We start from the raw sequence: 12,402 nt of genomic DNA on the forward strand, positions 1-12,402 counted from the left end.
ATCAGAACGTAGATGAGAGGGCCCCAACGTGCTTGAAGCTTACCGCCAACATGTCGAGGAACGTGCTGCTGAGGGCATCCCGCCCAAACCCCTAACCGCCGAACAAGTAGCGTCAGTAGTTGAGCTGCTTAAAACGCCACCGGCCGGTGAAGAGGAGTTTATTCTCGATTTAATCACCAATCGCGTACCGCCCGGTGTTGATGAAGCCGCCTACGTAAAAGCGGGTTTTCTAACTGCAGTCGCGAAAGGTGAAGCAAGCTCGCCGCTGATCGACAAGGTGCATGCTGTTAAACTGCTTGGCACCATGCAGGGCGGCTACAACATTGTTTCAATGGTTGAACTTCTCGATAACGAGGAGCTTGCCCGTGAAGCAGGTGAACAGCTCAAGCACACATTGTTGATGTTCGATGCCTTCCATGATGTCGAAACACGCGCCAAGAACGGCAATAGCGTTGCTAAAGACGTTATTCAATCGTGGGCGGAGGCTGAATGGTTCCTCTCTAAACCGGCCCTAGCTGAAAAAATCACTCTCAGCGTGTTTAAAGTACCCGGCGAAACCAACACGGATGACTTGTCGCCGGCGCCAGATGCCTGGTCACGCCCTGATATACCGCTGCACGCTAATGCGATGCTTAAAAACGAGCGTGATGGCATTGAACCCGTTGTGCCAGGCACAACCGGCCCGCTCAAGCAGATTGAAGACGTTAAAGCAAAAGGCTTTCCGGTCGTTTACGTTGGTGACGTCGTGGGCACTGGCTCATCGCGTAAATCAGCGACTAACTCCGTACTCTGGTTCTTTGGCGACGACATTCCTTACGCCCCCAATAAGCGCGCTGGCGGTTTCTGCTTTGGTAGCAAAATCGCGCCTATCTTCTTCAACACCATGGAAGACTCAGGCGCCCTGCCGGTAGAGATGGACGTCAACAACCTGAACATGGGCGACGTCATCGACGTTTATCCTTATGAAGGCAAAGTCTGCAAGCATGGCACCGATGATGTCATCACTACGTTTGAACTTAAAACGCAGCTGATCCTAGATGAAGTACGTGCTGGCGGCCGTATCCCGCTTATCATTGGTCGCGGACTAACCGGCAAGGCGCGTGAGTCGCTGGGACTACCCGCCTCTGACGTTTTCCGCTTACCCGATCAGCCCAAAGATACTGGCAAAGGCTTTACCTTAGCCCAGAAGATGGTTGGCAAAGCGTGTGGTTTGGACGGCGTTCGTCCGGGCATGTACTGCGAGCCTAAAATGACCACCGTTGGGTCTCAAGACACCACCGGCCCGATGACACGCGATGAGCTGAAAGACCTTGCTTGCCTAGGCTTCCAGGCCGATCTGGTCATGCAGTCTTTCTGCCATACCGCCGCTTATCCTAAGCCGGTCGACGTAGATACCCACCACACTCTGCCAGACTTCATCATGAACCGCGGCGGTGTTTCACTACGCCCCGGCGATGGCATCATTCACAGCTGGCTGAACCGCATGCTATTGCCTGACACAGTTGGCACCGGCGGCGACTCGCACACCCGCTTCCCGCTGGGCATTTCGTTCCCAGCCGGTTCAGGCCTGGTAGCGTTTGCTGCTGCCACCGGCGTCATGCCGCTGGATATGCCGGAATCGGTACTGGTTCGCTTTAAAGGCCAGCGTCAGCCGGGCGTTACGCTGCGCGATTTGGTTCACGCCATTCCGCTTTACGCCATCAAGCAGGGCTTGTTGACTGTCGACAAATCCAATAAGAAAAACGCCTTTTCAGGCCGCGTGTTGGAAATTGAAGGTTTGGAAGACCTAACCGTCGAGCAAGCCTTTGAGCTTTCCGATGCCTCTGCCGAGCGTTCTGCTGCTGGCTGTACGATTACGCTGTCAGAAGAGAGCGTGACCGAATACTTGAAGTCCAACATCACCCTATTGAAGTGGATGATGGGCAACGGTTACGGCGACGAACGTACCATTAGCCGCCGTATTGAAGGTATGGAAGCATGGTTGGCTAACCCGAGCTTGATGCGTGCCGACCAGGATGCCGAATACACTGAAGTTATCGAAATTGACCTGGCTGAAATTAAAGAGCCGGTTCTGTGTGCCCCGAACGACCCGGACGATGCTCGCCTGCTATCAGAAGTAGCTGGCCAGAAAATCGACGAAGTCTTTATCGGTTCATGCATGACTAACATCGGCCACTTCCGGGCTGCGGGCAAGTTGCTTGAAAAGCAGCCTGCCGGTAGTTTAAAAACCCGGCTGTGGCTGGCACCACCGACGAAAATGGATCAACACCAGTTGACTGAAGAGGGCTACTACGGCATTTATGGCCGTGCAGGCGCTCGAATGGAGATGCCGGGTTGTTCACTGTGTATGGGTAACCAGGCCCGCGTTGCTGCCAAGAGCACCGTGGTGTCTACGTCTACACGAAACTTCCCGAACCGCCTGGGCGATGGTGCCAATGTGTACCTTGCCTCAGCGGAACTGGCGGCTGTTGCCGCAGTAGAAGGACGCCTACCCAGCGTTGAAGAGTATCAACGTTATATGGGTGAGTTTGACGCCATGGCTGGCGAGATTTATCGTTATATGAATTTTCACGAAATAGAGGAGTATCAAAAGATCGCCTCTAACGTGATTCCGATCGCTCAAGAAGCTTAATTTAACGCTTGAGTCTGATCACCCCATCGCCGATGCTCGCACCATCGCAGAGAATGTGACAGATTGCATTTTCTGAGTCGATGACCGAACGCCCCGCCACTGTTCTTCAGGGCGGGGCGTTTTTTTTGCACTGCCTTTGGACACCAATTTAATATCAACAGCCTCTACCATTAGGAGCGTGTGATGACGAATTCAACGCAAATTGTGACACCCGATCTCTGTGATGCGCACCCAGAAGTCGCCGTACTCGACCCGCTGTTTGTTAACTTTGGTGGTCTTGAAGCCTTTTACGGTCCTATTCGCACCATTAAATGCTTTGAAGATAACTCCATGGTTAAGCAAGCGGTCGCCGAGCCAGGTAATGGCGCGGTACTGGTGGTCGATGCAGGCGGCTCGCATCGCTGCGCCATGCTGGGTGATATGCTGGCAGAGCAGGCCGTCGCCAACGGCTGGGCAGGCGTTGTGATGTACGGCTGCGTGCGTGATGTGGATATACTCGCCGCCTTGCCGATTGGCGTTCAGGCATTGGGAAGCCATCCCCGCAAGAGTGAAAAGCACGGTGAAGGTCAGCGCGACATCGACGTCACCTTTGCAGGCGTCACCCTTCAGCCCGGACAGTGGTTATATGCAGATAACAACGGCATTATTGTTGCTGCGCAAAAGCTGTCACTTTCCTGACTATTTTTACTACCTATAAAGGTTGATTACAGTCCACTTGCCAGGTGTGGTGCTTACTGCCACCCTGGTGATTCATTCTTACCGTTTAGTGACGATGCAGCCTTTGACCTACCTTGGCTCTGCCTTACTGCGCACGCTGCGCGATCATCTTCGCCCTCTGATCGCCTATCACCTGTTTTTTACCCTGCTCGCCTCAGCCTTACTGCTGCCAGCGATCACCTGGGTGACGCGTGGGCTGCTGGCCCAACTCAACCGCACCGTCGTCACCAATGATGAATTGATTGCTCTGCTCTTTAGCCCGCTGGGATTGATAGGCATGCTGATAGGGCTTGGGTTCGCTTTTCTGATTATTTACTGGCAGCAGGCAGGCATGCTGCAGGTAGCCGTCAGACCGCGCGATAACCATTACCGGCTCGCCCTTGAAGCACTCTGGCTGAGCACTCGTCGGCTGCACACCCTGGCGGGCCTTGTCATACTTCAAGTAGGCACACACTTATTATTGCTCGCGCCCTTTATGGCCGGCCTCACATGGCTTTACGACTTCTGGCTGAGCGACATAGACCCTTACTACCTTCAGCGTGTGCGCCCTCCTGCACTGTGGTACTTCATTGGCTGCGCCCTCCCCCTGATCATTGCCTGGATATGGGCGGCCTCATGGCTCTATCTGCGTTGGCTGCTCGCACTGCCCTTAGTGGCCCTGGAAAGTTGCAACCCCTGGCAAGCACTGAAGCGTAGCGTGAGCCTAACGCGCGGCTGGCGCCGTTCGATTGGTGCAGCGGTGTTGCTCTTGCTACTGATTATTATCAGCCTGCCGTTACTGACCACGTTGCTATTCGACCGGCTATTTACGCCCTTGCTGTGGTGGCTGCCTGAGCATAACGCCGTACTCATACCGGCGATGTTGGCGTACCTGTTGGGCTATGTGCTGATTACACTGACCATTACCTTTTTGGGTATTGCCACTAACGCCCTCCTTTCTGCCTGCTTGTACATGCAGCTGGCGCATCAAGAACCACGCCCAGCGGCCCCACCGGACGATACGAACGCAGGGCGCCTTGCCTGGGCGGTTGAGCTCAGTGTGCTTGTTTTTGCCGGCCTTCAAGCGTGGTGGATTCTGAATAGCTTCGAAATTCGTGACAACGTCGCAGTGATAGCCCACCGCGGGAGCTCCATGGTGGCTCCTGAAAACACCCTCTCTGCATTAGAGCAGTCACTTATTGATGGTGCTGACTATATCGAAATTGACGTACGCTTGAGCAGTGACCAGCAGGTAATGCTCTACCATGACCGCAGCATGGCACGGCTAACTGGCGACAGCCGTGAGTTTGGCGAGCTAACCAGAGACCAACTTAGCCAATTCGATGTGGGCAGTTGGTTTGGAGATGCGTTTCAAGGCGAGAACATTCCTGGCCTGGACGAAGCGCTCGAAAGAGTTCGCGGAAAAGCAGGGTTAATGATTGATATCAAGCCCTTGCCGGGTCAAGAGCAAGCGTTAGCCGATGCCGTTATTGATACCTTAAATACCGAGAGCGACATTCGATACCGCTGCTGGGCAACCCAACAAAGCGCCTTTGATGGTTATACCGCCTGCGGTTTCCCCAATACGCTGTTGGATATGCGGATGGCGACCATGTCGCCGTCTCTACTCGAGCATATTAATGCCCGGGCGCCAGAACTACGAGTTACTTTGTTGGCGCAGCTCATTCTGCCCGGCACACTCAATCGACGTGGCTTTGATGCACTCGGCCTACGCCATAACCGCATCACGGAAGGAGAAGTTCGCCTGGCACGGCTTTACGGCTACGAAATACACGCATGGACGGTTAATGATCGCGCCAGAATGTCGACGTTGATTGACCTAGGCGTCGATGCCATCATCACCGACTACCCAGATCGTTTAACAGAGCTTATTCAGATTCGCCGTGAGTTAAGTGACGGGGCGCTAATGCTAGTGAAACTGCGCAACTGGCTTCGTCAGTAGCGCTCCTAATCGCCCATCACCACACCCTCACGCCGTGGGTCAGCGCCACCAAACAGCGTACCATCGTTTAGCCGCCTAATGGCTTGTAGCCCGCTGGTCAACTCCCGTTCGCTAACCGTGTGGCCGCGCTCCCTTAGTGACTCAATAGTTTCCTCAGGAAAACGCCCCTCTTCGATGTAAACATCGCCGCCCAACGTAATGGCATGGGGAAGATTGAGTGCTTCCTGGGCACTCAGCCCCCAGTCACGCAGCGCGATTAGAGTGCGGGCCGTATAATGAATGATCGCCGCACCACCCGGCGAACCCAAGCTAGCCACTAGCTCACCGCTTTCTTGATCGAATACCAGCGTAGGGCTCATGCTAGAACGCGGGCGCTTGCCTGGCTCGACTCGGTTCGCCACCGGGTCGCCATCCACTTCAGGAGCAAATGAAAAATCGGTGAGCTCATTATTGAGCAAGAAACCACCCGCTAGGCCTGTTCCGCCATCCGAGAGAATGCGCGAACCGAACGCCTGCTCAATGGTGGTCGTCATGGCCACCGCATTGCCCTCCTCATCCACAATACTGATATGGCTAGTGCCATGCTCAGGCTGATCGGGCTGGCTGGCCCAACTAACGGCAAGCTCGCCGGGATTGCCCGGTTCAGCGCTGTCGCCCATGCTCATCTCTTTAATGAGCTCACTGCGTTGCTCAAGGTAGTCAGGGGCCAGCATCAATGACCAATCGCCCCCCGGTGCTTCGACAAAATCCGGGTCGGCGATATAACGACCGCGGTCAGCAAAAGCGAGCCGCGAGGCTTCCAGAAACTGGTGCAACCACCCGCTGCTTGGAGCGCCGTTATCTAACGGGGCTTCAAGCAGCGGCTGTTGGTCGAGCATGCCCAAGATCTGCATCACGGTGAGATGGCCCGACGAGGGAGGCGGAAAGCCGCATACTTCCCACTGCTGCCAAGGCGTACATAAAGGTTCGCGGTCAAGCGCCTCGTAGCCACGCATATCTTCAACCGACAAACTACCAGGCCGCTCAGGGTGATTCTGAACCCGCTCAACGATATCTTCCGCCACGGAACCTTCGTGCAAGGCAGCGCTGCCTTGGTTTGCTACGCGACGTAGTACCTCTGCCAAGGCCGGATTCTTGAGTATTTCGCCAACCGCGATAGCCTCTCCTTCGCTATCATAATAAAACTGGCTGGCTAACGGATCTTGGCGCAGAAACTCGTCACTCGTCAGGCTGGTATGCAACCGATTGCTGACAGCAAAGCCTTCTTCGGCCAGGGTAATAGCCGGTGTAAACAATTCTTCCCAGGCTAGCTCACCATGCTCTGCATGGGCTTTTTCAAGCATACGCAGCGTACCCGGCACACCGACAGAAAGGCCACTAACCACCGCGTCGTTAAACACAAGCGGCTCGCCATTCTCTAAAAACAGCTCGCCATTGACTCCCTGCGGTGCGGTTTCACGACCATCATAGGCGCGCACTTCGCTGCCATCGTAATGCATTAGAAAAGCACCACCACCGATACCGCTAGATTGAGGCTCTACCAAATTCAGTACCATTTGCACTGCAATGGCCGCATCAATAGCGTTACCACCGGCTTTCAATACTTGATAACCAGCATCGGTTGCGAGCGGGTTGGCTGCCGCCACCGCAAACGACTCAGCCTCCCAGCCTGGCTTCTCTTCATAGCCAGACTCGCTTTCAGGAGCAATGGAGGGTGTCTCGTAGCTAAACCCCCAACTATAAAGCGGCGTTACCAGCAGCACAGGTAGCGCAAACTTAGCTGATTTTGTGAACATTTCAGCGCTCTCCGCGACAAGTTAAATACAAAAACACACATAAAAGAGTAGTCTATAAAAACAGCAACGCCCGGCTCAATGTCCGGGCGCAAACTAAATGTTTTAGCAAACAAACTTATTCAATTTTTTGGCCTGCGAGCATAAACCACGTTTCCAGGACCGCATCGGGATTGAGCGATACGGAGTCGATCCCTTGTTCCATCAACCACTTCGCCAAATCGGGATGATCTGACGGCCCCTGGCCACAAATGCCGACGTATTTCCCCTTCGCTTTACACGCCTGAATCGCCATCGCAAGCAGCTTTTTAACCGCCCCATTACGCTCGTCGAACAGATGTGCAACGATGCCCGAATCCCGATCTAACCCCAATGTTAACTGTGTTAAATCGTTAGAGCCGATAGAGAACCCATCAAAGTACTCAAGGAACTCATCGGCTAGCAGGGCGTTAGCTGGCAGTTCGCACATCATAATCACTTTCAGGCCTGTCGGGCCGCCCCGTTCCAATCCGTTGGCGGCCAGCAGCTCTACCACCTCTCGCGCTTCGTCGGTGGTACGCACGAAGGGCACCATGATCTCGACATTCTCGAAACCCATCTCTTCACGCACCCGCTTCAGGGCACTGCATTCAAGCTCAAAGCAGGGCCGGAACGCTTCAGAAATGTAGCGCGACGCACCCCTAAAACCGAGCATCGGATTCTCTTCACCCGGCTCATAGAGCTTACCGCCAATCAGGTTTTCGTATTCGTTAGACTTAAAGTCTGACAGCCGCACGATCACACGCTGCGGGTGGAACGCGGCTGCCAGCGTCGAAATCCCCTCAACCAGTTTATCGACGTAAAAACTGACGGGGTCGGCATAACCGGCCGTCCGTAAATCGATCACCTGCTGCAAATCCACCGGCAGCGTGTCGTACTCCAACAGCGCTTTAGGGTGAACGCCGATCATGCGGTTAATAATAAATTCCAGACGCGCCAAGCCTACCCCCGCATGAGGCAGGCTGGCGAAGCCAAAGGCGCGATCAGGATTGCCCACATTCATCATGATCTTGAAGGGAATTTCCGGCATAGCGTCGACACTGGAGACTTTGCAGTCAAACTCCAGCAGCCCTTCGTAGACATTGCCGGTGTCGCCTTCTGCACACGAAACCGTAACGTCGATGCCCTCTTTGAGCTGAGTCGTTGCGTCGCCACACCCCACTACCGCGGGAATGCCCAATTCACGGGCAATAATGGCGGCATGGCAAGTGCGCCCGCCACGATTGGTGACGATGGCGGAAGCGCGTTTCATTATTGGCTCCCAATCCGGGTCAGTCATATCGGTGACCAGAATGTCGCCATCATGGATCTTGTCCATATCGTCAGGGCTGAGCACCACTTTAACGGTACCGCGGCCAATGCGCTGGCCAATTGCTCTGCCGGTGATTAATGTGCGGCCTTTTTCGCGCAGCTGGAAACGTTCAAGCTTGCCGCCTTCCTGCTGGGAGACGACCGTTTCAGGACGCGCCTGAACGATATACAGCTCACCATCATCGCCATCTAGCGCCCACTCAATATCCATGGGGCGCTGGTAGTGCTGCTCGATCGTCATGGCCTGACGAGCCAGCTCCATCACCTGTTGATCATTAATACAGAAGCGACCACGGTCTTGATGAGGCACATTGACGGTTTCAACGGATTTACCGGCGCTGGCATCCTGGCCATAAACCATCTTGATCAACTTGGAACCCAAGTTACGGCGCAGCACTGCCGGGCGGCCCGCCGCCAGGGTCGGTTTATGCACGTAGAACTCATCGGGATTGACTGCGCCCTGCACAACAGTTTCGCCCAAGCCCCAGGAGCCAGTAACGAAAACCGCATCGCGGAAGCCAGACTCGGTATCCAAGGTAAACATAACGCCCGACGCACCGATCTCAGAGCGCACCATTTTCTGCACACCGGCCGACAAAGCAACATTTTCATGGGCGTAGCCACGGTGGACGCGGTAGGAGATAGCGCGGTCGTTAAACAGCGAGGCAAATACTTCGTGCACGGCGCGCTTAATATTGTCGAAGCCGTCAATATTGAGAAAAGTTTCCTGCTGACCCGCGAAGGAAGCATCGGGTAAATCTTCAGCGGTAGCAGAGCTGCGTACAGCCACTTTTAACTGAGGATGCTGTTGCTGGAGCTGTCCGTAAGCGTCGCGAAGGGCTGTCTCAAAGCTAGGCGGCAACGGCGTATCAATAATCCATTGGCGAATAGTGCGGCCCGCCTCGGCGAGCGCTTTAACATCGTCCACATCCAAGCGCGCAAGCGTGGCATTAATGCGCTCGTTAAGGCCTTCGTGGGAGAGAAACTCGCGGTAGGCATGAGCGGTAGTGGCAAACCCGCCAGGCACCGTTACGCCAGCACCGGACAGATTGGAAATCATTTCACCTAGTGAGGCGTTTTTACCACCCACGCGTTCGACGTCTGACATGCCCAGTTGATCGAACCACAGAATGTACTCTTCCACGTAACCCCCTCGCTCATAGACATCGACACGATCACTAATATTGCCGTTTAGACGTAGGATCATGGATTATTGATTGAGACACCCTAGCACCGCGCTACTATATTCGCCATTGGTCTAATAGCGAAGGGAATGGAGGATTTTTACAACACGAAGGGTTTTTAGGTCATTTGTGTAGTCAGTCACTTTGCCCCTCCCTAGCCAGCACGCATAGCGAGTTGCTCTAGCAAACGGCTCAGCACACAATAGCGCAGTTACTTACCAGTGGATGTCACTATGAAACGTACGGCTTTTTTTATCTCTGATGGCACCGGGATCACAGCAGAAAGCTTAGGGCGCAGCCTGCTGGCCCAGTTCAGCGATGTTGAGATCGATATGCAAACCAAGCCTTATATCGATACGCTGGAAAAAGCTCAGGCACTAGCAGCCATTATCGAAGCGACAGCCAGCCGCGACGGTCATCGTCCGATCATCATTGATACCATCGTTGACCAACAAATTCGCAACGTCATTCGGCAAGCATCCGGCTTCAAGGTCGATATTTTTTCAACCTTCCTAGAGCCATTGGAACAGGAACTTAATACTCACTCTTCCTATAGCGTTGGGCGCACGCACTCAATTGGTAGCGATGACGTCTATATGGACCGGATTCACTCGGTGCACTTTGCGCTGGATAATGATGACGGAGCACGCACTCATCAATACGATAAAGCCGATATTATCCTGGTCGGCGTCTCACGCTGCGGCAAGACCCCTACCTCTCTCTATCTAGCACTCCAGTTTGGTATTCGAGCGGCCAACTATCCGCTGACGGAGGATGATTTAGACGAAGATGGCATGTTAAAACTGCCTAAGGCGCTCGCGCCCCACCGTCAAAAGCTGTTTGGGCTTACCATTGATGCGCGGCGTTTATCAGCGATACGCAATGAGCGGCGGCCGAATAGCCGTTACAGCTCCATTGATCAGTGTCTTCAAGAAGTTGGGCAAGCGGAGTCGCTTTATCGCACCATGCACATTCCCTTTATTGATGCGACGCGCTTCTCGGTAGAAGAGATCTCAACGCGGATGATTGCAGAAACGGGCTTAGCGAGGCGCTTTTCGCCCCGCTAACGATCCATTCTGCTGCTAACTTACATTCCTTTAGGGGCAAAAATTCCCGGCGCGTTTCGCCAGTAGCCTTTGTAATCCATCCCAAAACCAAACACATAACGGTCGGCGACTTCCAAGCTGCAGTAGTCGGCCTTTAAACCGGGCACCGCTTTGCGGTTATGCTGTTTATCCACCAGTACTGCTGTCGTGACACTGGCTGCCTGGGCTTCTTCGCAGTAAGCCAAAATGGCGGCTAGCGTGGCGCCTTCGTCCAAGATGTCGTCAACGATCACCACATGGCGCCCCGCCATCGGCACCTCAGGAGAGACACGCCAAAACAGCTCACCGCCGCGCAGCTCATTGCGGTATCGAGTGGCATGCAAGTAATCCACTTCAAGCGGAAAGCCCAGCCGGGTTAGCAAATGCCCTGTGGTGATTAAGCCGCCATTCATAACGCAGTAAAAGACCGGCAGCTTGTCGCCTAAATCTCGCGTGATCGCTTCCGCCATACGATCAAGTGCCCGCTCTACCTCTTGCTGAGAAATAAGGCAGTCGGCGTTATCCATCAATTCACGCATTGAGTCCAATGACTCTAAGGCTTTTTTATCCAACTTTGACATCTAAACTCCAGGCGGGTTAAAAGCTTCAATTACATCAGTCGTGTGAATTTACACAGCATTGGGTTTCGGTTTATCAGCCAATGCTTCCAACTTAGCGTGGGTACGACGCCATCTGCCCAACGCACTTAGGGCATCGATATCAGGCCGTGCACGGCTGTAGCGCAGTTTGGCGGGACGTTTGGTTTCAATACCCCGGCAGGCTTCAATCACCTCAAGTGCAGCGGCGCGATCATTGCATACCAGCAACATATCGCAACCAGCCGCTAGTGCTGCCTGGGCTCGCTGTTTGGGCCCACCCGCCTCGTGGGCGCCCGCCATACTTAAATCATCAGAAAAGATGCAGCCTTTGAAGCCCAACGATTCACGCAGCATACCCAACCAATGAGGGGAAAACCCGGCAGGACGCGTATCGAAAGCACTGTAAATCACATGCGCAGGCATTACACCGTCTAACGGCGCGGCCAAATGGGCAAAGGGCACCAGGTCACGTTGTTTAATCACTTCTAGCGGGCGGTCATCCACCGGCAGCGCAACGTGAGAGTCTGCCGCAACTCCGCCGTGACCGGGGAAGTGCTTCCCGACAGCGGCCATACCAGCCTCATGGAGCCCTTGAATAAAGGCGCTGCCGAGCTGCGCCACATGCTGGGGATCGCGGCTAAAACTTCGGTCTCCAATAACACTTGAGATGCCGCTTTCGACATCCAGTACCGGAGCAAAGCTAAGATCCAAACCGCAGGCGGCCATTTCCATGCCCAATAGCCAGCCAGCATCTTTTGCGAGCGCAAGACCATCATCGGGGTTGGCGCTATAACACTCACCAATGCGAGCCATGGCAGGAAGACGCGTCATCCCTTCTTTAATACGCTGAACGCGGCCACCCTCTTGATCAACGGCAAGCAATAAGTCCGCACGCACACGTCGAATATCGCTGCAGAGCTGGCGTACTTGGTAGCCGTTCTGGACATTGCGGGCAAACAGAATAACGCCCCCTACCACCGGTTCTAGCAGCAAGCGCTTTTCTGCGGCCGTTAATTTCGGGCCTTCAAGGTCGAGCATGACCGGGCCTAACGGTTGAGTCATCGTGATAGGTCCATTAAAAAAGAGGCGGTGATTCTAGA

General features: G+C 54.3%; 8 protein-coding genes. 4 read left to right on the top strand and 4 right to left on the bottom strand.

Going from position 1 to position 12,402, the window contains the following annotated elements:
- The first annotated feature begins 28 nt into the window (after nt 1-28).
- The 3 genes from acnB (at nt 29) to ACWI0H_RS12105 (ending at nt 5,291) form a co-directional block, all read left to right on the top strand.
- The gene (acnB, locus tag ACWI0H_RS12095) at nt 29-2,632 is read left to right on the top strand and encodes a bifunctional aconitate hydratase 2/2-methylisocitrate dehydratase (RefSeq protein WP_101145417.1); all 2,604 of its coding nucleotides are present in this window, start codon (nt 29-31) and stop codon (nt 2,630-2,632) included.
- A 183-nt stretch (nt 2,633-2,815) separates the two neighbouring features.
- Nucleotides 2,816-3,310 (top strand): ribonuclease E activity regulator RraA, encoded by a 495-nt coding sequence (gene rraA / locus ACWI0H_RS12100; RefSeq protein ID WP_176303724.1) that lies wholly within the window; start codon nt 2,816-2,818, stop codon nt 3,308-3,310.
- A 37-nt stretch (nt 3,311-3,347) separates the two neighbouring features.
- The gene (locus ACWI0H_RS12105; RefSeq protein WP_101145418.1) at nt 3,348-5,291 is read left to right on the top strand and encodes a glycerophosphodiester phosphodiesterase family protein; all 1,944 of its coding nucleotides are present in this window, start codon (nt 3,348-3,350) and stop codon (nt 5,289-5,291) included.
- 5 nt (nt 5,292-5,296) lie between these two features.
- On the opposite strand, the gene ggt is transcribed toward ACWI0H_RS12105, so the two are convergent.
- Entirely contained in the window at nt 5,297-7,087 is a 1,791-nt protein-coding gene (ggt, locus tag ACWI0H_RS12110) for a gamma-glutamyltransferase (protein WP_101145419.1), read from the bottom strand.
- A 115-nt stretch (nt 7,088-7,202) separates the two neighbouring features.
- On the bottom strand, nt 7,203-9,578 hold the full coding sequence (ppsA, locus tag ACWI0H_RS12115) for a phosphoenolpyruvate synthase (protein ID WP_101145431.1): 2,376 nt from the start codon (nt 9,576-9,578) through the stop codon (nt 7,203-7,205).
- 273 nt (nt 9,579-9,851) lie between these two features.
- On the opposite strand from ppsA, the gene ppsR reads away from it, so the two are divergent.
- Nucleotides 9,852-10,685, top strand: coding sequence for a posphoenolpyruvate synthetase regulatory kinase/phosphorylase PpsR (gene ppsR / locus ACWI0H_RS12120; protein ID WP_101145420.1), 834 nt, complete (start codon nt 9,852-9,854; stop codon nt 10,683-10,685).
- 20 nt (nt 10,686-10,705) lie between these two features.
- Here the strand turns inward: ppsR and ACWI0H_RS12125 are convergent, their stop codons facing one another.
- Together ACWI0H_RS12125 and nagZ are read right to left on the bottom strand one after the other, a co-directional pair.
- The gene (locus ACWI0H_RS12125; RefSeq protein ID WP_101145421.1) at nt 10,706-11,284 is read right to left on the bottom strand and encodes a hypoxanthine-guanine phosphoribosyltransferase; all 579 of its coding nucleotides are present in this window, start codon (nt 11,282-11,284) and stop codon (nt 10,706-10,708) included.
- 48 nt (nt 11,285-11,332) lie between these two features.
- A complete protein-coding gene (gene nagZ, locus ACWI0H_RS12130; protein WP_101145422.1) occupies nt 11,333-12,364 on the bottom strand; it encodes a beta-N-acetylhexosaminidase in 1,032 nt (343 codons plus the stop codon).
- Nucleotides 12,365-12,402 lie beyond the last annotated feature (38 nt).

Source organism: Halomonas sp. NYA30, assembly GCF_976980765.1.

Bases quoted from the DNA above. Each gene is read 5' to 3' on its own strand.
- ggt (WP_101145419.1), bottom strand. From the start codon at position 7,087: ATGTTCACAAAATCAGCTAAGTTTGCGCTACCTGTGCTGCTGGTAACG.
- nagZ (WP_101145422.1), bottom strand. From the start codon at position 12,364: ATGACTCAACCGTTAGGCCCGGTCATGCTCGACCTTGAAGGCCCGAAA.
- ACWI0H_RS12125 (WP_101145421.1), bottom strand. From the start codon at position 11,284: ATGTCAAAGTTGGATAAAAAAGCCTTAGAGTCATTGGACTCAATGCGT.
- rraA (WP_176303724.1), top strand. From the start codon at position 2,816: ATGACGAATTCAACGCAAATTGTGACACCCGATCTCTGTGATGCGCAC.
- ppsR (WP_101145420.1), top strand. From the start codon at position 9,852: ATGAAACGTACGGCTTTTTTTATCTCTGATGGCACCGGGATCACAGCA.